Genomic DNA, 24,369 nt, shown 5'->3' with positions numbered 1-24,369 from the left:
CCCTGAAACCCGCGCGAGAGCGTGTAACCGACAGGAGGAGCACCGTGGTCGCCAACCCGGCTCCAGCAATCGCAGAGCGCAAACATCCGGTCGATCAGACCCTCCCCCCACTCAAGCTCGTCACCAGCGGTCTGCAGCATGTCGCCGCCATGTACGCCGGGGTGGTCGCGCCACCGTTGGTGGTCGGCAAGGCGTGTGGACTGTCGGGCGCCCAGTTGACCTTCCTGGTCGGCGCCAGCCTGTTCACGGCGGGCATCGCCACGCTGTTGCAGACCCTCGGCTTCTGGAAGGTCGGTGCCAGGCTGCCGTTCGTCAACGGTGTCTCGTTCGCCGGTGTGGCACCGCTGGTGGCGATCGCCAACACCACACCGCACCGTGACAGCCTGCCGGTGATGTTCGGCGCGGTGATGGTCGCCGGAGTCCTCGGCTTCTTCGTCGCCCCGTACTTCAGCAGGCTCGTCCGGTTCTTCCCGCCCGTGGTCACCGGCTCGGTGATCACCCTGATAGGCGTCTCGCTGCTGCCGGTCGCCATCGGATGGGCCGCAGGAAACGATCCGGCGCACCCCGCGGCCAGCGTCTCCGACATCGCGCTGGCCGTCATCACCCTGGCCATCGTGCTCGTGCTGCGGCGGACGCTGACCGGCTTCCTCCGGCAGATCGCGGTGCTCATCGGGCTGGTCGCCGGAACCCTGATCGCGATTCCGTTCGGCGCCACCGACTTCAGCCCGCTCGGCAGGGCGGGCCTCATCGGCTTCCCCACCCCGTTCCACTTCGGTGCGCCGCAGTTCCAGCTTCCGGCCATCGTCTCGATGTGCGTGGTCATGCTTGTCTGCCTGACCGAGTCGACGGCGGACATCCTGGCGTTGGGCAAGGTGGTGGAAAAGCCCGCGGACGAGGCGGTGTTGGCGGCGGGCTTGCGTGCCGACACGCTCGGCAGCGCCATCAGCCCGCTCTTCAACGGCTTCGCCAACAGCGCCTTCGCGCAGAACATCGGCCTGGTGGCGATCACCCGGGTGCGCAGTCGGTTCGTGGTCGCCGCCGGCGGCCTCATCCTGCTCCTGATGGGACTGTGCCCGGTGCTGGCCTCGCTGATCGCCCTGGTGCCGGGGCCGGTGCTGGGCGGTGCGGGCGTCGTGCTGTTCGGCACGGTCGCGGCCAGTGGTGTCAAGACGCTCGCCGAGGCGGACCTGGACAACGGCGACAATCTGCTGATCATGGCCGTCGCCCTGGGCATCGGCATCATCCCGATCGTCGCCCCCGACTTCTACGACGGGGTGGATCCGCATCTGCGGATCGTGCTCAACTCCGGTGTCAGCATGGGCTGTCTGGTGGCCGTCGTGCTCAACGTGGTCTTCCACCATCTGGGCCGCACACCGGCGCAGCCGGTGGAGCCGGTGGACCCGGTGGACCCGGTCAGTGAGCCGGTGCCGTCCTGAGGCCGCCGCCCGCGAAGATCCGCCCGCATGGTCGATTGGCATCCGCCCTGGTCGGTGTTCTGATGTGACGCGAGCCACACCAGAAGGGGCTGTCATGGGCATCGAACCGTTGCGGCGCGGCGCCAGAGCCGCCGCCGTCACCGCTGTGGCGCTCGCCGCCACCGTCGCCGGGGCCCACCCGGTCGGCGCGCGCCCCCAGCTCCGGCACCACGGGATCGACGTACGGATCAGCCGTTCGGGCATCCGGGCGCCCCGGCACCACCAGTGCGGAAACGTCACGTTCCAGGCGCACACCAGCGACCGGCGCGGGCGGCAGCTCCAACTGTTCCGGCCCAAGCGCGGGGTGCGGCCCCGGCGGGTGCTGGAGGACCTGGTGAACGCGGTCAGCAGCGATCCGCGGACCGCGGCCGCCGGTATCCACGCGGTACGGGGCGACGCCGAGCCGCTGGGCGGCGCCTTCGTCACCCGGGGGGTGCCGGTGGAGTTCACCGAGTCGATCACCGCGGGCTGGGTCTACCTGCTGGACCTCACCGCCTTCCGCCGCCACCCCGGCCCCGACGCCGAGGTGGAGGCACTGCGGCTGCACGGCCCCTGCCGCTATGGGCAGCTGCGGCGCACCCCGACCGGACGGGTGCTCGCCGTGGACACCGACGCCGGTCCGCGCTTCCGCCCGCAGGACGTGGACAACGCGCACGGCACGTTCCTGGTGCGCAACATCTCGACCGAGATCCACGAGATGCAGATCCAGCGCGTCCGGTACGGCACCACCGACGCCGAACTGGCCAGGTACTTCAACGCGCTGGCGCACGGCCCGGTGTCCGGACGGTCACCGTTCACCGGCGAGCCGTCCGGACTCGGCGCCATCGCGCCCGGCCGTACCGTCCTGGTCCATCCGCGCCATCTGCGGCGCGGCACCTACGCGTTGCTGTGCTTCGTCCCCGACGACGGCGGCGGCGCGCCGCACGCCTTCCTCGGTATGCACCGCGTCGTACGGCTGCGGGACTGATGTTCCGTAACCCCGCCGCCGCCGAGCGTCAGCCGAGCAACTCGTAGGCGGGAAGGGTCAGGAAGTCCACGTACCGTTCGTCCAGGGCGACCTGCAGCAGCAGGTCGTGGGCCTGCTGCCAGCTGCCGGCGGCGAACGACTCGTCGCCGATCTCCGCGCGGATCGCGGCCAGTTCCTCGGCGGCGACCCGGCGGGCCAGCTCGGCGGTGGCCTTCTCGCCGTTGTCGAGGACGACGCCCGCGTTGATCCACTGCCAGATCTGCGAGCGGGAGATCTCGGCGGTCGCCGCGTCCTCCATCAGGTTGAAGATGGCCACCGCGCCGAGCCCGCGCAGCCAGGCCTCGATGTAGCGGATGCCGACCTGCACCGCGTTGCGCAGCCCCTCGTACGTCGGCCTGGCGTCCAGCGAGTCGATGGCGAGCAGCTGACCGGCGGTGACATGGACGTCCTCGCGCAGCCGGTCCTTCTGGTTGGGCCGGTCGCCGAGCACCGCGTCGAAGCTGGCGCGGGCCACCGGCACCAGGTCGGGGTGGGCGACCCAGGAACCGTCGAAGCCGTCGGCCGCCTCACGGTCCTTGTCGGCCTTGACCTTCTCCAGCGCCTTGGCGTTGACCTCCGGATCGCGGCGCGAGGGGATGAACGCGGCCATGCCGCCGATGGCGTGCGCGCCGCGCTTGTGGCAGGTGCGGACCAGCAGTTCGGTGTAGGCGCGCATGAACGGCGCGGTCATGGTGACCGCGTTGCGGTCCGGGAGGACGAACTTCTCCCCGCCGTCACGGAAGTTCTTCACGATCGAGAACAGGTAGTCCCAGCGCCCCGCGTTCAACCCGCTGGCGTGGTCGCGCAGTTCGTAGAGGATCTCCTCCATCTCGAACGCCGCGGTGATGGTCTCGATCAGCACGGTGGCCCGGATGGTGCCCTGCGGAACGCCCAGGTAGTCCTGGGCGAAGACGAAGACGTCGTTCCACAGCCGGGCTTCCAGGTGCGACTCGGTCTTCGGCAGGTAGAAGTAGGGCCCCTTGCCCTTGGCCAGCAGCCGCTGGGCGTTGTGGAAGAAGTACAGGCCGAAGTCCACGAACGCGCCCGGCACCGGCTCGCCGTCCACCACCAGGTGGCGCTCGTCCAGGTGCCAGCCGCGCGGGCGCATGACCACGGTGGCCAGCTCCTCGTCGGGGCGCAGCGCGTAGGACTTGCCCTCGGGGGTGGTGAAGTCGATCCGCCGCTCGTAGGCGTCGATCAGGTTGAGCTGGCCCAGTACGACGTTCTCCCAGGTGGGCGCGGACGCGTCCTCGAAGTCCGCGAGCCACACCCTGGCGCCGGAGTTCAGCGCGTTGATCGTCATCTTGCGGTCGGTGGGGCCGGTGATCTCCACCCGACGGTCGTTCAGCGCCTCCGGTGCGGGGGCCACCCGCCAGTCGCCGTCGCGGATCGCGGCGGTCTCCGGAAGGAAGTCCAGGCGGGCGGTGCGGGCGATCTCGTCGCGGCGCTCCCTGCGGCGGGCCAGCAGTTCGGACCGGCGCGGCGTGAACCGGCGGTGCAAGGCGGCGACGAACGTCAGCGCCTCGTCGGTCAGCACCTCCTCGGATCGCGGGACGGTTCCGGCGGCGACGACGACGGCCGGTTCCTGTGGCGCTGCTGCGGACATGGCGGTCACTCCTTCCCGCGCGGACCGTGTGCGGCGGTGGCGCGGTGGCGGCACGGGGTGCCGTGCATCGTGGGTACGGCGGCAGTGCGGCCGCGGCGAGGTGTGCGGCCCGGCCGAGGCTTCTGCTGGGTGGAGCATAGTTTCTGCATAGTGGAAGATCAACGGTTTGTGGCACCGAGTGCAGGGGGGGGCGTCAGGTCCGCTCGGCGCCGGGAAGATCGTCCAAGAGGAGCCGCAGGTCGGCGGGGGTGTCGATGTCGTAGGGCGCGGCGATGTCCCCGCACTCGACGAGTGTGATGCCGCTCTCGTGGGCTTTTAGATAGGCCCGGGCGCCCTGGTCGCCGGTCGCGGAGGCGGTGATCGCGGGCCAGTGATCGGCGCCGAACAGTACCGGATGGCCGCGCCGGCCGCCGTACGCGGCGGCGGCCAGCGTGCCCGGTGACGCCGGCGCCGCCCCGGCGAGGACCCGGGCGACGGCATCGGAGCCGATGCCCGGCTGGTCCACCAGTGAGACCAGCGCCGCGGGCGCGCCCAGCGGGGCCAGGGACTCCAGCCCGACGCGCAGTGAGGAGCCCATGCCCTCCGGCCAGGAGGGGTTGTCCACCAGGACGCACCGCTCAAGACCCCTCGCCCGGTCCCGTACCTCCCGCGCCGCCGCGCCCAGCACCACATGGACCGGATCGCAGCCGCCGTCCCGCAGGACCCGTGCCGCGTGCTCCACCAGCAGGCCGCCGCGGTACGCCAGCAGGGCCTTGGGGCGGCCGCCCAACCGCCGGCCGGTCCCGGCGGCCAGTACCAGACCGGGCACCGGGGAAGCGGCGCCGTTATGTTCCACCATGCCCCCTGCATACCCCCTTCCGGCCCGGGGTGAAAACGGGAGACCTCTGTGCGGTGTGGGGAACAGGGATTTGATGGACGATCACACGACGTGACGGCGAGTGAGCACAGCGCCGGAAAATGCGACCCTGCGTGAGATTCGCGGTGCACAAGGCCGCGAATCACCCCGCACGCAAAGGTTTTTAGGACGTATTTAGCGCTCTGTGTGGCGCGGTGTGCGGAGCGTCGCCTTTACTGGTCCGGCCTACTGCGCTCGAAGGGGAGTGCCTAGTGTCGAACCACCGGACCGGGGTGGGCCCCGAGGACCCGCGGGTGGCGGAACTGCGCACCGCCGTCACCCGGCTGCGTCGCGAACTGGCGGGCTACCGCGGCCACTTGTCCGACCGCGAGATAGCCGAGGAGGAACTGACCGCGCTCGACGGTCAGACCTCCACCGGCGCACCCGCGGCGGACCGGCTGCGCTACTCACTGCTGCTCATCACGGGTGCGCTGGGCTCGGTGAGCGCGCTCTCCCCCGCGCTGCGCGAACTGCGCAACGCGATAGACCTCTTCGGCCCGTTGGCTCCCCGCCCGACGGTGCCGCCATGGGGTGTCGCCCCCTAGCGAACCCGTTGTGTCAGGCCGGTCGGGCCAGGGCGACCGACAACTGCCGGGCGATGTCCCGCAGTACCGGAATGATCCGCTCCTGTGCCGCCTCGGTCACCCGCCCCGCCGGACCGGAGATCGAGATGGCGGCAGCCGTGGGTGAGTCCGGCACCGTCACCGCCAGGCACCGCACGCCGATCTCCTGCTCGCTGTCGTCCACCGCGTACCCGGCGGCCCGGATCCGCTCCAGCTCCGCGACGAACGCGTCCGGATCGGTGATCGTCTTCTCGGTCGCCGCGGGCATCCCGGTGCGGGCCAGCAGCGCCCGCACCTCGTCCGCCGGTACGTCGGCGAGCAGCGCCTTGCCCACGCCCGTGGAGTGCGGCAGCACCCGCCGGCCGACCTCGGTGAACATCCGCATCGAGTGCCGTGAGGGCACCTGCGCCACATAGACGACCTCGTCGCCGTCGAGCAGCGCCATGTTCGCGGTCTCGCCGGTGGCCTCCACCAGCTCCGCCAGATACGGCCTGGCCCAGGTGCCGAGCAGTCGTGAGGCGCTCTCGCCGAGCCGGATCAGCCGGGGACCCAGCGCATAGCGGCGGTTGGGCTGCTGGCGGACGTAGCCGCAGGAGACCAGGGTGCGCATCAACCGGTGGATGGTCGGCAGCGGCAGCCCGCTGCTGGCGGACAGCTCGCTGAGCCCCACCTCGCCGCCCGCGTCGGCCATCCGCTCCAGCAGGTCGAAGGCGCGCTCCAGTGACTGCACGCCTCCGGCGCCCCCGTTGGCGGCCCTGGTCGCGCTCGGGGTGTTGGCGGAGCTGCTGGAGCTGATCGACGGCACGTCCGGTCCTCTCGAAGCCGCTGGGCCGCCGGGTGGCAGCCCGTCGGCAGTACCGCAGCCTACCGGGCGCCGACGCTTCGATCGCTGCCGGTGGCCCGTGACTGGGCATTGCTACATTCTACTCTACGGAAAGCTGATTCCATTTTGTGGAATCAGCTGAAACTTCCGCACTACCTCCGCCACCCCTCCGGTGAACCCTTGACGCTCCCTGCTCGGCGGATGAAGATTCGTCCAACAGTGCGTTCAACAGAACGTTGAAGTCCGGTGGGCGGAAGAGGAGGGGAACGCGTGGCCGACGTGGAGCTGGTGCTGCGTTCGACGCGGGTCGTCACGCCCGAGGGGGAGCGCCCGGCCGCGGTCGCGGTCAGCGGCGGCCGGATCGCCGACGTCCTGCCGTACGAGGCGGAGGTGCCCGCGGGCGCACGCCTGGTGGACATCGGCGACGACGCGCTGCTGCCCGGGCTGGTGGACACCCACGTCCATGTCAACGACCCGGGCCGCACCGAGTGGGAGGGCTTCGAGACGGCCACCCGCGCCGCCGCGGCCGGTGGCGTCACCACCCTGGTCGACATGCCGCTCAACAGCATCCCGCCCACCACCACGGTGGCAGCGCTGGACATCAAGCGGAACACCGCCTTCGACAAGGTCCATGTCGACGTCGGCTTCTGGGGCGGCGCCGTACCCGGCAACGTCAAGGACCTCCAACCCCTCCACGACGCGGGCGTGTTCGGGTTCAAGTGCTTCCTACTGCACTCCGGCGTGGACGAGTTCCCGCAACTGTCCCCGGCCGAACTGGAAGCGGCGATGGGGGAGATCGCCTCGTTCGGCGGCCTGCTGATCGTGCATGCCGAGGATCCGCAGCTGATCGACTCGGCCCCGCGCCCGCACGGGCGCAAGTACGCGGACTTCCTGGCCTCCCGGCCGCGCGCCGCCGAGGACACCGCCATCGGGCAGCTGATCGCCCTCGCCAAACGGCTCGACGCGCGGGTCCACGTACTGCACCTGTCGTCCAGTGACGCGCTGCCGCTGATCGCCGCGGCGAGGCGCGACGGGGTACGGCTGACCGTCGAGTCGTGCCCGCACTACCTGACCCTGACGGCGGAGGAGGTCCCGGACGGGGCGACGGAGTTCAAGTGCTGTCCGCCGATCCGCGAGGCGGGCAACCAGGACGCGCTCTGGCGGGGGCTGGCCGACGGCACGATCGACTGCGTGGTCTCCGACCACTCGCCGTCCACCGTCGACCTCAAGCGCCTGGACACCGGCGACTTCGGCCAGGCGTGGGGCGGCATCTCCTCGCTCCAGCTCGGACTGCCCGCGATCTGGACCGAGGCCAGAAGGCGCGGCCACAGCCTCAGCGATGTGGCCCGCTGGATGTCCACCGGACCCGCCCGGCTCGTCGGGCTCAGCGGCAAGGGTGCCATCGCGCCCGGCCGGGACGCCGACTTCGCGGTGCTCGCCCCCGAGGAGACCTTCACCGTCGACCCGGCCGCCCTGCACCACCGCAACCAGGTCACCGCCTACGCGGGCCGCACCCTGCACGGCGTGGTACGCGCCACCTGGCTGCGCGGACAACTCATCGCCGACCGCGGGGTGACCACCCGGCCCCGGGGCCGGCTCATCGCACGCGAACGACACGAGGAGCATGCATGACGCAGGTCACTCGCTTCACCGGCGACGCCAAGCCGTACGGTGGCGGCGATCCGTATGCCGACTACCGCGGTGCCGAGGTTCCCTTCGACCACCTGGTCGACCTCGCGGACCGCCGCCTCGGCGCCGGAGTCATCGCCGCCAGCGACGAGTTCTTCGCCGAGCGGGAGAACCTGCTGGTCCCCGAGCGCCCCGTGTTCGACCCCGAGCACTTCGGGCACAAGGGCAAGGTCATGGACGGCTGGGAGACCCGGCGCCGCCGGGGCGCCGGCGCGGACTCCCCGCATCCGGTGGACGCCGACCACGACTGGGCGCTGATCCGCCTGGGCGCCCCCGGTGTGATCCGCGGGCTCGTCGTGGACACCGCGCACTTCCGCGGCAACTACCCGCAGAGCGTCAGCGTCGAGGCCACCTCCGCGCCGCTGTCCGCGTCGCCCGAGGAACTGCTGGCGCCGTCCACCCGGTGGACCGAGATCGTCGCGCGCACTCCCGTCGGCGGCCATGCCGCCAACGTCTTCGAGGTGGACGTCGAACGCCGCTTCACCCACCTGCGGTTGAACCAGCATCCGGACGGCGGCATCGCCCGGCTGCGGGTGTACGGCGAGGTGGCGCCCGACCCGGAATGGCTTGCCGCGCTCGGCACGTTCGACGTGGTCGCGCTGGAGAACGGCGGCCTCGCCGAGGACGCCTCCGACCGCTTCTACTCACCGCCCGCCAACACCATCCTGCCCGGCCGCTCCCGCAAGATGGACGACGGCTGGGAGACCCGGCGGCGGCGCGACAAGGGCCACGACTGGGTCCGCTACCGGCTCACCGAGCACGCGGAGATCCGGGCCGTGGAGATCGACACCGGCTGCTACAAGGGCAACTCGGCCGGCTGGGTGGCGCTTTACGGGCTGGACGCGACGGCCGGCCGCGACGAGTGGTTCGAGATCCTGCCGCGCACACGGCTCCAGCCGGACACCGTGCACCGGTTCCTGGTGACCGCACCGGCCACCACGCACGTCCGCCTGGACACCTTCCCGGACGGCGGCATCGCCCGGCTGCACCTGTACGGATCCCTCACCGAGACCGGCGCCCAGCGATTGCGCGAGCGCACCGCGCGACTGTAAGGGGCGCCGACTCAGGGGCGGTCGGCGTGAGGTGTCCTCCGGCCGCCCCGCCCGCGGTGGCGAGCTCACCGCAACACCCGTTGCGCACGCCGTTGGTGCGCGGCGACCGTCTCGGCGTACCGCCGCCCGGAGGCCTTCACCGTCCGCCGCTGCGTGCCGTAGTCCACATGCACCAGTCCGAACCGCTTCTCGTAGCCGTACGCCCACTCGAAGTTGTCCAGCAACGACCAGGCGAAGTACCCCGCGAGCGGTGCGCCGCGCCGCACCGCCCGGGCGCAGGCCGCCAGGTGGGCGCTCAGATAGGCCGCGCGCTCGGGGTCGTCGACCTGGTCGTCCGGGCCGACGGTGTCCGGGTACGCGGATCCGTTCTCCGTCACCAGGATGCGGCGGGCGCCGTACTCCTCGGTCAACCGCATCAGCATCGTCTCAAGGCCGCCCGGGTGCACCTCCCAGTCCATGGCGGTGCGCGGCACCCCGGGCAGGTACACCTGGCGGGCGTACGGCGGTGCTCCGGTCGGATCGTCGGCGACCACGGTCCGGAAGTAGTAGTTGAGCCCCAGCCAGTCCAGTGGCGCCGCGATCGCCGCCAAGTCCCCCGTCCGGGTGGGCAGTTCCACCCCGTACAGCTCGACCATGTCCTGCGGATAGCCGCGGCCGTGCAGCGGATCCAGCCACCAGCGGTTGCCGTGCCCGTCGGCGCGTACCGCCGCCGCCCGGTCCGCCTCGCGGTCGGTGGCGGGCTCGCAGGGGCTCAGGTTGTTGACGATGCCCACCCGCGCCTCGGGCGCTGCCGCCCGGATCGCGGCGACCGCCCGCCCGTGCCCCAGATGCAGGTGGTACGAGGCGCGCACCGCCGCCGTCAGATCGGTGAGGCCCGGCGCCATGTCTCCTTGCAGGTGCCCGATCCAGGCCGAGCACAACGGCTCGTTGAGTGTCGCCCAGTCCCGCACCCGGTCACCGAGCGCCCCCGCCACCACGGCCGCGTACTCGCCGAACCGCTCCGCGGTGTCCCGGCTCGGCCAGCCGCCCCGGTCCTGGAGCGCCTGCGGCAGGTCCCAGTGGTAGAGCGTCGGAAAAGGCGTGACGCCCACTTCGAGCAGCGCGTCGACCAGCCGGTCGTAGAAGTCGAGCCCCGCCCGGTTGACCCGACCGTCACCGAGCGGCACCACCCGCGGCCAGGCGACGGAGAAGCGGTACGCGGTGACGCCCAGCTCCCGCATCAGCGCGATGTCCTCGCGCCAGCGGTGGTAGTGGTCGCAGGCCACGTCGCCGGTGTCGCCGTTCGCCACCTTGCCGGGTGTGCGGCAGAAGGTGTCCCAGATCGACGGCGCCCGCCCCTCGTCCCCCGCCGCGCCCTCGATCTGGTACGCGGAGGTCGCGACGCCCCACAGGAAGTCGGCGGGGAAGGCGGCGAGGTCGTCCACTCGGTGTTCGGTCACAACATCCCTTCCGGAAAGCTCACTTGACGGCCCCGGCGGTCAGGCCGGCGACGAGATAGCGCTGCAACAGCAGGAACCCGGCGACGACGGGCACGCTGACCACCAGCGCGGCCGCCATGACCTGGTTCCAGTAGACATCGGTCTGGCTGGCGTATCCCTGGAGTCCCACGGCCAGGGTGCGGGTGGTGTCGTTGGTCATCACGGAGGCGAACAGCACCTCGCCCCACGCGGTCATGAACGCGTAGACCCCCACCGCGACGATGCCCGGCACGGCGGCCGGGACCACCACCCGCAGCAGTGCCCCCAACGGCCCGCAGCCGTCGGTGAGCGCCGCCTCGTCCAACTCGCGCGGGATGGAGTCGAAGTAGCCGACCAGCATCCAGATCGAGAACGGCAGCGAGAACGTGAGGTAGGTCAGGACGAGACCGCCGCGGCTGCCGTACAGGGCGACGCCGGTCGCGTTCCCGATGTCCACGAAGATCAGGAACAGCGGCAGCAGGAACAGGATCCCCGGGAACATCTGCGTGGACAGCACGGTCACCGTGAACAGCCGCCGGCCCCGGAACCTGAAGCGGCTCACCCCGTACGCCGCGAAGACCGCGACCAGCACCGACGCCACCGTCGAACTCGCCGCGACGATGAGTGAGTTGACGAAGTAGTGCGCGAGCGGGACCGTGTGCCAGATGTCGGCGTACGGCCGCAGCGTCAGCCTGCCCGGCAGCCAGTGGAAGGCGTCCTGCACCTCGGCCAGCGGTTTGAGCGAGGAACTGAGCATCACGTAGACCGGCGCGAGGGCGAAGGCGGCGAGCGCCGTGAGCACGATCCGCCGGGTCCACACGAAACCGGGGGTCTCACGCATCGGCATCCCTTCCACGTGCGGTGGCGACCAGGTAGCCGACCGTCACCAACAGCAGGAACAGCAGCAGGAGCACGGACATCGCCGCGCCGGAACCGAAGTTCCAGGTGATGAACGACGACTGGTAGATGTGGATAGAGATCACGTCGGCGGCGGCCGGTGCCGACTTGCCGAACAGCACGTACGGCGTGTTGAAGTCGTTGAACGTCCACAGGAACAGCACCAGCACCAGCACCTGGTTGACCGGCCGCAGCGACGGCAGGGTGATCCGCCGGACCTGCTGCCAGGTCCCCGCGCCGTCCATCGCCGCCGCCTCGTACAGTTCCCGCGGGATGTTCTGCAGCCCGGCGGTCAGGCACAGGAAGGCGAACGGCCAGGAGCGCCACACCGACACCGTGACCAGTGCCGCGAAGCTGTTGCCGCCGATCAGCCAGAACGGGTGTCCCGAGGCGAGGCGCAACTGGTCGTGGAGGACATGGTTCACCAGGCCGTTGTCCCGCTGGAACACGAACGACCAGGTGATGACCGCCGCGTAGACGGGCAGCGCGTACGGGACGAGGAAGACCCCGCGCAGCAGTGCCCGGCCGCGGAAGCCCTGCTGCGTCAGGATCGCCGCCGCCGTGCCCAGCAGCCAGGACAGCCCGACCGACAGCGCCGTGAAGCCGCAGGTGATCAGGAACGAGTGGAGCAGCGCCTGCCCGACGGGCGCGTCGAACCGCACCGCCACCCGGTAGTTGCCCAGCCCCGTCCAGGGCGCCGATCCCCAGTCGCGGACGAAGAACTGGGTCAGTTCCTTGAAGCTCATCACCACGCCGATGACCATCGGCACCAGATGGACCAGCAGTTCGAGCAGGAGCGCGGGCAGCAGCAGGAGATACGGCAGCGCGGCACCGCGCGAACGTCTCCGGGGGCGGAGGCTGGTCGTCGCGGGCACTTCGGCGGCCGGGGGCGGTGTGGTGGAGGCCGTGACCGTCATCTGACGTCACCTCAACTCGTCGGGAGTTGCTGCTGGGCCTTGGTGAGGGCGGCGCGCACGCTCGCGTCGGTGACCGGACGGCCCGCCGCCGCGTCGGCGAACAGGTCCTTCATGGCGGTGCCGACCAGCGTCTCGAACTGGCTCTCGTCGGGAACCTGGGGGAGCGGTGCGGCGCCGTGCGCCAGCACCTGGCGCAGGGTGGTCAGGTCCGGTGTGGCGAAGGCGGGATCGTCCTGGGCGTCCTTGACCGGCGGAATGGAGCCGAAGGCGGCGTTGAGCGTCTTCTGCTCCGCGGTGCTGGTCATGAACCGGACGAACTTCACCGCGCCGTCATGGTTCTGGCTGTTCCGGAAGACCGCGAGGTTGATCCCGGCGACCATGGAGTCCACCCGGGCGGGACCCGAGGCGTTGGCGGTCTGGAACGGTATCGGAGCCACGCCGTACGCGTCGCCGGGCATCCCGTGGGCCTTCAGGGAGGATGCGGCCGACTGCCACATCAGCATGGCGGCCCTGCCGGTCGCGAAGTCCTGTAGGGACTGCTGGGCGGCGTACTCGGCGTCATCGGGCGCGGTGATCCTGTCCTTCGCCATGAAGTCGACGTACTGCTTGACGGCGGCGACGGCCTGCGGGGTGTTGAAGCGCGGCCTGCCGTCGGCGGTGAAGAAGTCGGCGCCGTGCTGTCGGCCGAGGATGAAGGCGTGGTGGGCGTTCTCCGCGTAGTTGCCGCCCTCGATGGCCAGGCCGTAGTGGCCGCCGCCGGTCAGCCGCCTGCCGTCGGCGGTCAACTCGGCCCAGGTGGTGGGCGGCCGGGGGATGCCCGCCCGGCGGAACAGCGCGCGGTTCCAGTACAGGCCGTACGACAGGGAGTACAGCGGTACGGCCGCCGGGTCCCGGCCGGCCGCGCCGGTGGCCGCCAGTGCGGCGGGGGCGAAGCGGTTCCGGCCGCCGATGGCCGTGAGCAGCCGGGCGTCGAACGGGAGCAGGGCGCCGGTCGCCTGGAGCGAGGCGGACCAGGTGTTCCCGATGTTGAGCACGTCCGGGCCCTGGCCGGAAATGGTGGCGGCGAGCACGCGGTTCAACAGGTCGGGCCAGCCGATGACTTCGAGCTTGACCTTGATGCCGGTCCGCCGCTGGAACCTCGCCAGTTCCGGGGCCAGTACGCGGCGGTCGTCGGCCAGGCTTGCGCCCTGGTTGCTGGCCCAGTAAGTGAGTGTCCTGGGGTGTGCGTTGCCGCCGTCGGCGCCGATCGCGGCACCGCCCCCGCAGGCGCTGGCGGTGAGGCTGACGGCGGCGGTGAGGGCCGCGAGGCCCCTACGGTTCGGCACGGTTACCCCTGTTCGGGAAATGAACACCTTTACGCCTTAATTCAAGTCGTGATTTAAACTGTGTGAAAACCCGGCGTCAAGGCTTCACGCAGCGATAGGTTCGGCGTGTCGGGGGAGGGGAGTTGGCACGGCATGCCGGACAGGACCCAGCGGACCGTACGTGACCTGCGTCGGGGCAACCGCTCCGCGCTGCTGCGGCATCTGTACTTCGAAGGGCCGCTCAGCCGCCTGGAGTTGGGACGGGACACCGGGCTGAGCGCCGGTTCGGTGAGCAACGTCATGGCCGAACTCATCGCGGACGGCCTGGTCGAGCGCGCCGGGGTGGCCGACTCCGACGGCGGGCGCCCGCGCATCCTGCTGAAGGTGGCCGCCGACTACGGCCGTCTGATCGGCGTGGACATCGGCGAGACCCGGGTCCGGGTGGGGCTGTTCGACCTCGACCTGACCGAACTCGCATTCGCCGAGCACCCGTTGGCCGACAGCGCACGGGATGTGGCGCACCTCGTCCACCTGGTCCTGGACGGGCTGCGCACCGTGATCGCCGAGTCCGGCGTCGATCCGTCCCGTGTCCTGGGCGTCGGCGTGGGCGTGCCCGGCATCGTCGAACAGGGCTGGGACAGCGCTGTCGTGCACGGCCAGACCATCGGCTGGGAGGCCGTGCCGCTGGGCAGGCTGCTGCGCGCCGGAACCAGCCTTCCGCTGTACATAGAGAACGGCGCCAAGACCCTCGGTCAGGCCGAGATGTGGTTCGGCGCGGGCCGTGGCGCGCGGGACGCGGTGATCGCGCTGATCGGCTCCGGCGTCGGCGCCTGTGTGGTGGCCGACGGCAAACCGTACCGGGGAACCACCTCCAGTGCGGGCGAGTGGGGGCACACCACGATGCGGGTGGGTGGCCGCCGCTGCCGCTGCGGCTCCCGCGGCTGTCTTGAGGCGTACGTCGGCGCCGCGTCGCTGCTTGAGCGGTGGGGCGGCGCGCCGGCCGGAGTCGGCGAGGAGGCGGCGCTGGCCGCCCTGTTGGAGCGCGCGAAGCACGACCGGGAGGCGGCGGCCCTGTTGGACGAGACCGCCGAGTACCTCGGCGCGGGCATCGCCGATCTGGTCAACCTGTTCAACCCCGAACGCATCGTCATCGGCGGCTGGGCGGGCCTGCTGCTCGGCCCCCGGCTGCTGCCCGCCGTCCGCGCCGCCGCCGCCGAGTACGCGCTGCGGCACCCCGGTGGGCACGCCGCGATCGACCTCGGCCGACTCGGTGCCGACGCGGTCACCGTAGGTGCGGCGACCCTGCCGCTGGCCCGCTTCCTGGACCACGGCGGACGGCCGCCGGTACCGGGAACTCCGGTGCGGGCGAGGTCCGTTGGGGAGTACGACGGGGGCGCCCCCCGCGTCCGCCCGGCCAGGCTGCCGCGGGCCGCTTCCGGCCGGGGCGCTGTCGGTGGCGACCGATAGCCTTCTTGACGAGGCGGTCCCGCGTACGGGGGCCGGTTCTTGGCGACCACCAGCCCTTGGGCCGAACAGGAAAGGACGGCGAACCGCCGTGTACCGCTGGGAGATCACCCGGGCCGCGCTGGCCCAGCGGGTCTTCGCCACCATCCGCACCGACAGCTACGACCAGGCCGCCGGGATGGCCGACACCCTGCTCTCCGCCGGGATCACCACCCTGGAGATCTCCCTGACCACCCCCTTCGCGCTGGAGGCGGTCACCACGCTGGTGCGGGAGGTGGGCGACGACGCGATCATCGGCGCCGGTACGGTGCTGGACGCCGCCTCGGCCCGGATGGCGGTGGACGCCGGGGCCCGCTTCCTGGCCGCGCCGAACCTCGACGCCGAGGTGATATCCACCGGCCACCGCTACGGCATACCGGTCTTCCCCGGCGCGGCGACGGTGAACGAGATCGTGCGTTCCCTCGAACTCGGTGCCGACGCGGTCATGCTGTTCCCCGCCTCCGCCGTGGGTCCCGAGTGGCTGGAAGACGTCCGTACCGCGCTGCCGCAGGCGCCGCTGCTGCCCACAGCGGGCATCACCCCGGACAGCGCGCCGCGCTGGCTCGCCGCCGGTGCGGTGGCCTGCGGCCTGGGCGCACCGCTGGTCGAGGGCGACCGTGAGACCGTCGCCAAGCGGGTAGCCGATCTGCTCGACCGCATCGCCGACCACGGGGAGTAGCGCGTCGGACCGCTGCCCATGATCTGGATTCGGCCGGAACTCCTGTTCGCCGCAGCGGCGTTGCCCGATAGCGTGTCGTAAGTTCCGGATGAGAGGGCGTGTGGTGGGGGAACACGAAGTGATCGATCTGACCGCGCTGGGTGCGGACTTCGTCCGCGATCCCTATCCCGTCTACGCGGCGCTACGCGCACGCGGGCCGGTACACCGCGTGCGAATACCCGAGGGCGCCGAGGCCTGGCTGGTCGTCGGCTACGAGGCGGGGCGCGCGGCGCTGACCGACCCGCGGCTGTCCAAGCAGTGGAAGAAGGCCGCCGCCGACTTCCCGCTCACCAGCCCGTCGGCCGGACCTCATATGCTCAACTCCGACCCGCCGGACCACGCCCGGCTGCGCAACCTGGTGGTCAGGGAGTTCACCGCGCGCCGGGTCCAGGGCCTCGCCCCGCGCGTCCAGGAGATCACCGACGGCCTGCTGGACGCCATGCTGGCCGCGCCGGACGGCAGGGCCAACCTGGTGGAGGCACTGTCCTTCCCGCTGCCGATCGCGGTGATCTGCGAACTGCTCGGTGTGCCGATGCTCGACCGGGCGGCGTTCCGCGACTGGTCCAACAACGCGCTGTCGGCCACCGACCCCGCCGTACGCTACGCGGCCGTCCAGGAGGTCAGCGGCTACCTCGACCGGTTGCTGGACGACAAGCGGCGGCACCCCGGCGACGACCTGATGAGCGCGCTGATCCGCACCACCGACGAGGACGGCGACCGGCTCTCCGCCGACGAACTGCGCGGCACCGCCTGGCTGTTGCTGGTCGCCGGGCACGAGACCACGGTCAACCTCATCTCCAACGGCGTACTGGCCCTGGTCACCCATCCCGAGCAACTGGCCGCGCTGCGCGCCGACTTCACACTGATCGACAACGCGGTGGAGGAGATGCTGCGCTGGGACGGCCCGGTGGAGACTCCGACGTATCGTTTCACCACCGAGCCGTACGAGGTGGGTGGCACGGTCATCCCGGGTGGCGGGGAACTCGTGCTGGTGGCGCTCGCCGACGCCGACCGCGACCCGGACCGCTTCCCCGAGCCGAACCGCTTCGACATCCGCCGGCCCGCCGGTGGCCATGTGGCCTTCGGCCATGGCATCCACTACTGCCTGGGGGCGCCGCTGGCCCGGCTTGAGGCCCGGATCGCCATCCGTACGCTGCTGGAACGCTGCCCCGACCTGGCGCTGGACGCCGACCCGGCGGCCCTCACCTGGCGCGAGGGCATGCTGATCCGCGGCCCGCACCAGTTGCTGGTCCGCTTCACACCTGCGGAAAGGTCCTAGGATCGCGACATGGCCAACCTCTACGACATTCCGCTGCGGACCCTCGGCGGCGAAGCCGGTTCGCTCGCCGACCACCGGGGCAAGGCGCTGCTCATCGTCAACGTCGCCTCGAAGTGCGGGCTCACTCCGCAGTACGCGGGCCTTGAGCGCTTGCAGGAGCGTTACGCCGAGCGTGGTTTCACGGTCCTCGGCTTTCCCTGCAACCAGTTCGGCGGCCAGGAGCCGGGTACCGCCGAGGAGATCGAGACCTTCTGCTCCACCACCTACGGTGTGAGCTTCCCGCTCTACGCCAAGGCCGACGTCAACGGCGCGGACCAGCAGCCGCTGTACGCCGAACTGACCCGGTTCGGCGATGCGCAGGGCGAAGCGGGTCCCATCCAGTGGAACTTCGAGAAGTTCCTCATCGCTCCTGACGGCACGGTGTCCGGCCGCTTCCGGCCGCGTACCGAGCCGGAGGCCGCGGAACTCGTGGCGGCGATCGAGGAGTTGCTTCCTCGCTAGGGCGGCGAGGTGGCCGACTGCTCACATGTCCTTGGCGATCTCCTCCAGCCACACCGGGCGGCCTTCCGCCCGGGACAGTTCACACGCCTCCGCCACGAGCAGGGCGTGCAGTGCCTCGCGGCCCGAGCAGGGATTCGCGGCCCTGCCCTGGGCGGCCTCGACGAACGCGGCCAGCTCGGCCCGGTACGCGCTGTCGAAGCGCTCCAGGAAGCCGGTCCAGGGCCGTTCGGGCCCCTGCGGACCGCCGGGTTCCGCGGAGGTGAAAGGGGTGCGGTGGTCCAGGCCGACGACCAACTGGTCCCGTTCCCCGGACAGTTCCATCCGTACGTCGTAGCCCGCGCCGTTGTAGCGGGTGGCCGTCGCCGTGACCAGGGTGCCGTCGTCCAGGGTGAGCAGCGCGGCGGCGGTGTCCACATCGCCCGCCTCCCGGAAGAACGCCGCGCCTCCGGCGGAGCCGCGGGCGAAGACCTCCACCACCTCGCGCCCGGTCAGCCAACGCACCGCGTCGAAGTCATGGACCAGGCAGTCCCTGATCAGCCCACCGGACAGCGGCAGGAACTCCGGCGGCGGCGGAGCGGGGTCCGAGGTGATGGCCCGGATGGTGTGCACCCGGCCCAGCCGACCGTCCCTATAGGCTTCCCGGGCGGCCAGATACCCGGCGTCGAAGCGCCGCTGGAAGCCCATCTGCAACATGGTTCCGGCGGCCTCGACCTCGCGCAGCGCGCGCAGTGTGCCCGCCAGGTCCAGTGCGATGGGCTTCTCGCAGTACGCGGGCAGCCCGGCGCGGGCGGCGCGGGTGATCAGGTCGGCGTGCGCCGAGGTGGCCGAGGCGATCACCACCGCGTCCACGCCGGAGGCGAACAGGCCGTCCACCGACCCGGTCGCCCGGGCGCCAATGCGCGCGGCGACTTCGACGGCCCGGGCCGGATCGACGTCGGCCACCACCAACTCGCCCACGGTGGGCAGCGCTTGCAGGGCTTCGGCGTGGAACGAGCCGATACGGCCGGCACCCACAAGTCCGATTCGCATGGCGGTCCTCAATCAGTTCTCTGGCTCAATAGGTTCTCTGGAAGGCGGAGTTCAGCGGTACAGGGCCGGGCGTTCGATCATCTCCACCGCCACCCTGCGGCCCTCGCTCTGCGCCCTCACCCCGGCCTCGCATACCGCCGCCGCGGCATAGCCGTCCCAGGCGCTGGGGCCCTCGACCTCGCCGCGCCGGGTGGCGTTGACCCAGCTCTGCACTTCGCGGTCGTACGCCTCCTCGAACCGCTCCACGAAGTCCCGGGCGATGGTGCCTCCCCAGCGGCCCTCGGCGTTGGTGAGCAGGGAGTGCGCCTCGCCGATCCGGGCGGTGCCCCGCTCACAGACCACCTCGGCCTGAACCTGGTAGCCGAAGCGGCAGTTGACGTTGATCTCCACGTCCACCAGTGCCCCGCCGTCGGTCTCGAAGATGACGAACTGCGGGTCGTCCAGGCCCTCCGGGGCGTTGCCGGACGGGGTGGGGCGCAGCACGGTGACCGCGGTGATCTCCTGGTCGAGCAGCCAGCGCGTCACGTCCATCTCATGGACGACCGAGTCGTTGATCAGCATGGCGTTGGTGAAGCCGGGCGGGGTGGAGGCGTTGCGGTGCCGGTTGTGCAGCATCAGCGGGCGGCCGAGTCCACCATCGGCCAGCAGCGACTTCAGCCGCAGGTACTCCGCGTCGTAGCGGCGCATGAAGCCGACCTGCACCCTGCGGTGGCCCAGCCGCTGCTCGGCCTCCAGCACCCGCAGTGCGGAGGCGGCGTCCGGGGTCAGCGGCTTCTCGCACAGGACGGGCAGATCGCGGTCGAACGCGGTCAGCAGCGCGGCCTCGTGCGCCGGTCCGGGCGAGGCGATCAGCACCGCGTCGACGGTGGGAGCGGCCATGGCGGTGGCCGGATCGGTGTAGGCGGTACACCCCTCGATGCCGTCGGCGATCCGCTTGGCGCGTTCGGCGTCGATGTCCACCACGGCGGCGACCCGCGCTCCGCTGATCATTTCGTGGATGCGGCGTACGTGGTCGGCCCCCATCCGCCCGGTGCCGATCACGGCTACGCCGAGTGTCTCGTGCATCGCTGTCTCGTCCCTTCCTGGACCGGGGCCTCACCCCGGCAAGCTCGTTGACAGATCCTGGGCCCGCCCCCCGGAAGCGACCTTGCCGCCACTCCGGCCCGTGGGGATTCGGGGGCTTGCCCCCGGGAGAACACCCACCTCCGCTTCGGCCCGGCTGGCGAGGTCTAGGCGTCAGTGGGGGTTCGGGGGCTTGCCCCCGGGAAATCATTCACCTCCGCTTCGGCCCGGCTGGCGAGGTCTAGGCGTCAGTGGGGGTTCGGGGGCTTGCCCCCGGGAAATCATTCACCTCCGCTTCGGCCCGGCCGGCGAGGTCTAGGCGTCAGTGGGGGTTCGGGGGCTTGCCCCCGGGAAAACATCCACCTCCGCTTCGGCCCGGCTGGCGAGGTCTAGGCGTCAGTGGGGGTTCGGGGGCTTGCCCCCGGGAGAACACCCACCTCCGCCCCGGCCCGGCCGGCGAGGTCTAGGCGTCAGCGGGGGTTCGGGGGCTTGCCCCCGGGAAAACATCCACCTCCGCTTCGGCCCGGCTGGCGAGGTCTAGGCGTCAGTGGGGGTTCGGGGGCTTGCCCCCGGGAAAACATCCACCTCCGCTCCGGCCCGGCCGGCGAGGCCTACGCTCCGCAGCCGCGCAGGAAGCGCCGGGTGCGCTGGGCGATCGGCAGCGGCTGGTCCGCGGGACACGGATACATGTCCTGCTCCACGATCGCGAACAGATCCACGCCGAGATCCTGCGCCGCCGCCAGTACCGGCGGCAGATCCGGCACCCCGCGCGGCGGCTCGCACATCACCCCGCGCCGGACCGCGGGGCCGAACGGCACCTCGTTGGCGACGACATCGGCGAGGATCTCCGGGTCCACCTGCTTCAGGTGCAGATAGCCGATCCGCTCGCCGTAGGTCCTGATCAGCTTGACGCTGTCGCCGCCGCAGTAGGCGTAGTGGCCGGTGTCCAGGCAGAGGTTGACCAGGTCGGAGTCGGTGGAGTCGAGGAAGCGGACGACGTGCTCCTCGGTGTCGATGTGGGTGTCGGCGTGCGGGTGGACCACGATGTCCAGCCCGTAGCGCTCCCGCACCTCATGGGCGAGCCGCTGCATGCCGCTGGCCAGATGGCCCCACTGCGCGCCGGTCAGCTCGCTGCTCTCGATCAGCTCGGCGGTCTTGTCGTCCCGCCAGAAGGACGGGATGACCACCAGGTGCCGTGCGCCCATCGCCCTGGTCAGCTCGGCCACCTGCGCGACATGCGCCCAGGTGGCGTCCCAGACCGCCGGGCCGCGGTGCAGTGCGGTGAAGACGGTTCCGGCGGAGACCTTCAGTGAGCGGCGGGCGAGTTCGTCGGTGAGCCGCTTCGGATCGGTCGGCAGATAGCCGTACGGCCCCAACTCGATCCATTCGTAACCGGCTTGGCTGACCTCGTCCAGGAAGCGGGCCCAGGGAACCTGCTGCGGGTCGTCGGGGAACCACACCCCCCAGGAGTCTGGTGCCGAACCGACCCGGATGCGGTCCAGTACGGGGGCGGAGCTGGTGGTCATCTGCGGTGGTCTCCTTGCCGGTTGTGGAGGTGGCCGGTGGTGAAGGGCGTTCAGGACGCGGGGGCCGGCGGCACGGCCCCGGGGCACACGTCAGGGGACGAGGTCCCCCGATGATTCACCCGCCCCGCGGGAGGCGGACGGCAGCACGTCGGTGTCGACGCCGCGTACCTGGGCCAACTCGTGCTTGAGCGCGGCCAGTTCGGCGCCGCCCGCCATGTGGTTGGTCAGCTCCTCAAGGCTGACCTCGGCACGGGCCGCGCTCAGCTCCAGCGTGCCCAGCCGCAGCACGGTGAAGTGGTCGCCGACCATGTAGGCGTGGTGCGGATTGTGGGTGATGAAGATGACGCCCAGGCCACGTTCCCGGGCGGCGGCGATGTACTTGAGGACGACGCCGGACTGCTTGACGCCGAGCGCGGCGGTCGGCTCGTCCAGGATCAACACCCGGGCTCCGAAGTGCACCGCGCGGGCGATCGCCACGGACTGGCGCTGGCCGCCGGACAGACTGCCGATGGGCTGCTCCAGGTCGTCCAGGACGATGCCCATCGCGCGCAGTTCCTCGTCGGCGGTCTTCTTCATCAGGGCGATGTCCAACCGGCGCAGCGGCCAGCGCCCCCGGGTCAGTTCCGAGCCGAGGAAGAAGTTCCGCCACACCGGCATCAGCGGCACGGTGGCCAGGTCCTGGTAGACGGTGGCGATGCCGCGGTCCAGCGCGTCGCGCGGGGAGCCCAGCCGTACCGGTTCGCCGTCGATGCGGAACTCGCCCTCGGTGTGCTGGTGCAGCCCGGAGATGATCTTGATGAGGGTGGACTTGCCCGCGCCGTTGTCGCCCAGCACGCAGGTCACCTGGCCGGGGCTGACCGCCAGGTCCACCCCGTGCAGGGCGCGGATGTTGCCGTACGACTTGCCGACGCCGCTCAGCTCGACGACGGGCCCCGAAGTGCCGGAGGTTTCCTTGGTTGCCATGGTGATCACTTCCGGGTTGCCTGACGGCGGATCCACAGGTTGATGAGGGTGGCGCCCAGGAGCATGACCCCCAGGAACAGCTTGAACCAGTCGGGGTTCCAGTCGGCGTAGACGATGCCCTGGGTGACCATGCCGAACATGAACGCGCCGATGACCGTGCCGATCGCCGAACCGTAGCCGCCGGTGAGCAGACAGCCGCCGATCACCGCCGCGGCGATGTAGAGCAGTTCGTTGCCGACGCCCTCACCGGACTGCACGGTGTCGAAGGCGAACAACTGGTGCATGCCGACGAACCAGGCGCCGAAGCCCACCGCCATGAACAGCGTGATCTTCGTGAACGTCACCGGTACGCCGACCGCCCGCGCGCTCTCCTTGTCGCCTCCGACGGCGAACACCCAGTTGCCGTACCTGGTGCGCAGCAGCACCCAGGTGGCGAGGGCGGCGAAGACCAGCCACCACAACACGGTGATCTTGACCGACACCCCCGCGACGGTGATGTCGGAGGAGAAGACCGCCTTGGCCTGGTTGAAGCCGTCCATGTCGCTGATCGAGTCGGTCGCTACGTTGCCGGTGATCATTTTGGTGACCGCCAGATTGAGGCCCTGGAGCATCAGGAAGGTGCCCAACGTGACGAGGAAGCTCGGCAGTCCGGTCTTCACCAGCAGGTAGCCGTTGAACGCGCCGACCGCCAGCGAGAACACCAGCGCCACGACCACGCCCACCCAGACGTTCTGGGTGAGTTGGTAGCTGACCATGCTGGCGGTCAGCGCCGAGCTGACCACCCCGACCCCGGCCGAGAGGTCGAACTCGCCGCCGATCATCAGCAGCGCCACGGGCAGCGCCATGATGCCGATGGTCGAGGCCTGGTAGAGCACCGTGGCCAGCGAGTCGGCCTGCCGGAAGGTGGGCGCGACGGCGAAGAAGAAGAGGAACACGGCGATGGCGCCGACCGCCACGCCGACCTCCGGCCGGGCCAGCAGCCTGCGGGCCGGTGAGCGCTGGGCCGTTCGGCCGTCGGTACCGGGCGGAACGGGGGCCGACTGCGGGTCGGCCGCCGACGCGGCCTGCTCGGTCATCGTCATCACCGGGTCCCGTTCTGCGCGAACTTGGCGATGGCCGCGACGTTGCCCTTGTCCACGAACGCCGGGCCGGTCAGCACCGGGGAGGCGCCGCCACCGCTGAAGTTGCCGTTGTTCTTGTACAGCCACAGCCCGTCGACGGCCAGGTAGCCCTGCAGGTACGGCTGCTGGTCGACGGCGAACTGGACCTTGCCGTCCTGCACGGCGCCGACCAGGTCCTTGTTGAGGTCGAAGGTGGCCACCTTGGCCTTGCTGCCCGCGTCGGACACCGACTGGGTGGCGGTGAGCGCGAACGGCGCGCCGAGGGTGACGACCTCGTCGATCGAGTGGTCCTGCTGGAGCTTGGCGGTGATGGTCGCCTTCACCGACGGCATGTCCTGGCCGTTGACGTACAGCAGGTCGGTGGTGCCCTTGAAGTCCTTCTTCACTCCCGCGCAGCGGTCCTCAAGCGAGACGTTGCCCTGCTCGTGGACGACGCACACCGCGTGGTGGGCGCCGAGCTGGTTGAGCTTGTCGCCGACCGCCTGGCCCGCGATGGTCTCATCCTGCCCGAAGTACTCCAGCAGGCCCTGCTGCTTCCAGACGTCGATCCCCGCGTTCAGTCCGACCACCGGGATGCCGCTCTGCTCGGCCTTGGCGACCACGTTCTTCAGCGCGTCGGGCTTGGCCAGGGTGACCGCGATGCCGTCCACCTTCTGGTCGATCGCGTTCTGCACCAGGTTGGCCTGGTTGGCGGCGCTGGGGTCGGCGGAGTAGACGAGCTGGACGTTGTCCTTGGCGGCGGCGGCCTGGGCGCCCTTGCGCACCAGATCCCAAAAGGTGTCGCCCGGGGCCTGATGGGTGATCATCGCGACCTTCATCCGGGGGGTGTCGGCGTGGCCCGCCGATATGCCGTTGGCGGCTTCGGCGGCCTTCTTGCCGCCGGAGCCGCTGGCACATCCGGCGAGGAGGAGGCTGCTCGCCGTGAGCACGGCGACTGCGGCTGCTCTGCGGGGTTTGGCGGAACTTTCCATCGGTCCTGATAC

Annotated in this window: 22 protein-coding genes; 9 read left to right on the top strand and 13 right to left on the bottom strand. The window is 70.9% G+C overall.

The features are described from left to right. The first annotated feature begins 44 nt into the window (after positions 1 to 44). Positions 45 to 1,436, top strand: a complete 1,392-nt coding sequence (locus P3G67_RS11895) for a nucleobase:cation symporter-2 family protein (RefSeq protein ID WP_276093427.1) — start codon at positions 45 to 47, stop codon at positions 1,434 to 1,436. Positions 1,437 to 1,530: 94 nt separating this feature from the next. Next, on the top strand, positions 1,531 to 2,442 hold the full coding sequence (locus tag P3G67_RS11890) for a hypothetical protein (RefSeq protein ID WP_276093426.1): 912 nt from the start codon (positions 1,531 to 1,533) through the stop codon (positions 2,440 to 2,442). 28 nt (positions 2,443 to 2,470) lie between these two features. On the opposite strand, the gene aceB is transcribed toward P3G67_RS11890, so the two are convergent. Both aceB and P3G67_RS11880 read right to left on the bottom strand, forming a co-directional pair. Next, positions 2,471 to 4,087: a malate synthase A gene (gene aceB / locus P3G67_RS11885; RefSeq protein WP_276093425.1), complete on the bottom strand. Its 1,617-nt coding sequence runs from the start codon at positions 4,085 to 4,087 to the stop codon at positions 2,471 to 2,473. 193 nt (positions 4,088 to 4,280) lie between these two features. After that, positions 4,281 to 4,925 (bottom strand): nucleotidyltransferase family protein, encoded by a 645-nt coding sequence (locus P3G67_RS11880; RefSeq protein WP_276093424.1) that lies wholly within the window; start codon positions 4,923 to 4,925, stop codon positions 4,281 to 4,283. Between the two features lie 269 nt (positions 4,926 to 5,194). On the opposite strand from P3G67_RS11880, the gene P3G67_RS11875 reads away from it, so the two are divergent. Further along, positions 5,195 to 5,527 carry a DUF5955 family protein gene (locus P3G67_RS11875; RefSeq protein ID WP_269856431.1) on the top strand — a complete coding sequence of 111 codons (333 nt, stop codon included), beginning with the start codon at positions 5,195 to 5,197 and terminating at the stop codon, positions 5,525 to 5,527. Positions 5,528 to 5,540: 13 nt separating this feature from the next. Here P3G67_RS11875 and P3G67_RS11870 read toward each other — a convergent pair whose 3' ends face one another. Next, positions 5,541 to 6,341, bottom strand: coding sequence for an IclR family transcriptional regulator (locus tag P3G67_RS11870; RefSeq protein WP_276093629.1), 801 nt, complete (start codon positions 6,339 to 6,341; stop codon positions 5,541 to 5,543). Positions 6,342 to 6,638: 297 nt separating this feature from the next. Between P3G67_RS11870 and allB the strand changes: the two genes are divergently transcribed. Then, entirely contained in the window at positions 6,639 to 8,000 is a 1,362-nt protein-coding gene (allB, locus tag P3G67_RS11865) for an allantoinase AllB (protein WP_276093423.1), read from the top strand. Beyond that, positions 7,997 to 9,109 carry an allantoicase gene (gene alc, locus P3G67_RS11860; protein WP_276093422.1) on the top strand — a complete coding sequence of 371 codons (1,113 nt, stop codon included), beginning with the start codon at positions 7,997 to 7,999 and terminating at the stop codon, positions 9,107 to 9,109. The genes allB and alc overlap by 4 nt, the downstream gene beginning before the upstream one ends. Before the next feature lie 65 nt (positions 9,110 to 9,174). Here alc and P3G67_RS11855 read toward each other — a convergent pair whose 3' ends face one another. From P3G67_RS11855 to P3G67_RS11840, 4 genes are read right to left on the bottom strand one after another with little or no spacing between them, the layout of a single operon-like run. Then, positions 9,175 to 10,533, bottom strand: a complete 1,359-nt coding sequence (locus P3G67_RS11855) for a GH1 family beta-glucosidase (protein ID WP_391858248.1) — start codon at positions 10,531 to 10,533, stop codon at positions 9,175 to 9,177. A 34-nt stretch (positions 10,534 to 10,567) separates the two neighbouring features. Beyond that, positions 10,568 to 11,407, bottom strand: coding sequence for a carbohydrate ABC transporter permease (locus tag P3G67_RS11850; RefSeq protein ID WP_276093420.1), 840 nt, complete (start codon positions 11,405 to 11,407; stop codon positions 10,568 to 10,570). Next, entirely contained in the window at positions 11,400 to 12,380 is a 981-nt protein-coding gene (locus P3G67_RS11845; RefSeq protein ID WP_276093419.1) for a carbohydrate ABC transporter permease, read from the bottom strand. The genes P3G67_RS11850 and P3G67_RS11845 overlap by 8 nt, the downstream gene beginning before the upstream one ends. 11 nt (positions 12,381 to 12,391) lie before the next feature. After that, positions 12,392 to 13,705, bottom strand: a complete 1,314-nt coding sequence (locus P3G67_RS11840; RefSeq protein ID WP_276093418.1) for an ABC transporter substrate-binding protein — start codon at positions 13,703 to 13,705, stop codon at positions 12,392 to 12,394. 132 nt (positions 13,706 to 13,837) lie between these two features. Here P3G67_RS11840 and P3G67_RS11835 point away from each other — a divergent pair, with 132 nt between their 5' ends. The 4 genes from P3G67_RS11835 (at position 13,838) to P3G67_RS11820 (ending at position 17,685) form a co-directional block, all read left to right on the top strand. Continuing rightward, positions 13,838 to 15,151, top strand: a complete 1,314-nt coding sequence (locus tag P3G67_RS11835; RefSeq protein WP_276093417.1) for an ROK family transcriptional regulator — start codon at positions 13,838 to 13,840, stop codon at positions 15,149 to 15,151. Positions 15,152 to 15,239: 88 nt separating this feature from the next. Further along, a complete protein-coding gene (locus P3G67_RS11830; RefSeq protein ID WP_269856423.1) occupies positions 15,240 to 15,866 on the top strand; it encodes a bifunctional 4-hydroxy-2-oxoglutarate aldolase/2-dehydro-3-deoxy-phosphogluconate aldolase in 627 nt (208 codons plus the stop codon). An 88-nt stretch (positions 15,867 to 15,954) separates the two neighbouring features. After that, positions 15,955 to 17,184 (top strand): cytochrome P450 family protein, encoded by a 1,230-nt coding sequence (locus P3G67_RS11825; RefSeq protein ID WP_276093416.1) that lies wholly within the window; start codon positions 15,955 to 15,957, stop codon positions 17,182 to 17,184. A gap of 9 nt (positions 17,185 to 17,193) precedes the next feature. Beyond that, positions 17,194 to 17,685 (top strand): glutathione peroxidase, encoded by a 492-nt coding sequence (locus tag P3G67_RS11820; RefSeq protein WP_269856421.1) that lies wholly within the window; start codon positions 17,194 to 17,196, stop codon positions 17,683 to 17,685. Between the two features lie 21 nt (positions 17,686 to 17,706). Here the strand turns inward: P3G67_RS11820 and P3G67_RS11815 are convergent, their stop codons facing one another. The 6 genes from P3G67_RS11815 to P3G67_RS11790 all read right to left on the bottom strand — a co-directional run bounded on the left by P3G67_RS11815 (position 17,707) and on the right by P3G67_RS11790 (position 24,357). Further along, positions 17,707 to 18,714 (bottom strand): Gfo/Idh/MocA family protein, encoded by a 1,008-nt coding sequence (locus tag P3G67_RS11815; protein WP_276093415.1) that lies wholly within the window; start codon positions 18,712 to 18,714, stop codon positions 17,707 to 17,709. Positions 18,715 to 18,765: 51 nt separating this feature from the next. Continuing rightward, positions 18,766 to 19,779: a Gfo/Idh/MocA family protein gene (locus tag P3G67_RS11810; RefSeq protein WP_276093414.1), complete on the bottom strand. Its 1,014-nt coding sequence runs from the start codon at positions 19,777 to 19,779 to the stop codon at positions 18,766 to 18,768. A 608-nt stretch (positions 19,780 to 20,387) separates the two neighbouring features. Continuing rightward, complete coding sequence (locus tag P3G67_RS11805) at positions 20,388 to 21,302, bottom strand: sugar phosphate isomerase/epimerase family protein (protein ID WP_269858823.1); 915 nt, start codon at positions 21,300 to 21,302, stop codon at positions 20,388 to 20,390. A gap of 90 nt (positions 21,303 to 21,392) precedes the next feature. Then, positions 21,393 to 22,265: an ATP-binding cassette domain-containing protein gene (locus P3G67_RS11800; RefSeq protein ID WP_276093413.1), complete on the bottom strand. Its 873-nt coding sequence runs from the start codon at positions 22,263 to 22,265 to the stop codon at positions 21,393 to 21,395. A 5-nt stretch (positions 22,266 to 22,270) separates the two neighbouring features. Then, positions 22,271 to 23,347, bottom strand: a complete 1,077-nt coding sequence (locus P3G67_RS11795) for an ABC transporter permease (protein WP_276093412.1) — start codon at positions 23,345 to 23,347, stop codon at positions 22,271 to 22,273. Continuing rightward, positions 23,347 to 24,357: a substrate-binding domain-containing protein gene (locus P3G67_RS11790; RefSeq protein WP_276093411.1), complete on the bottom strand. Its 1,011-nt coding sequence runs from the start codon at positions 24,355 to 24,357 to the stop codon at positions 23,347 to 23,349. The genes P3G67_RS11795 and P3G67_RS11790 overlap by 1 nt, the downstream gene beginning before the upstream one ends. Positions 24,358 to 24,369 lie beyond the last annotated feature (12 nt).

Origin of the sequence: Streptomyces silvisoli (genome assembly GCF_029269905.1) — a bacterium.
Classification (GTDB): Bacteria; Actinomycetota; Actinomycetes; order Streptomycetales; family Streptomycetaceae; genus Streptantibioticus_A; species Streptantibioticus_A silvisoli_A.
This window is presented reverse-complemented; position numbering and strand designations above follow the sequence as displayed.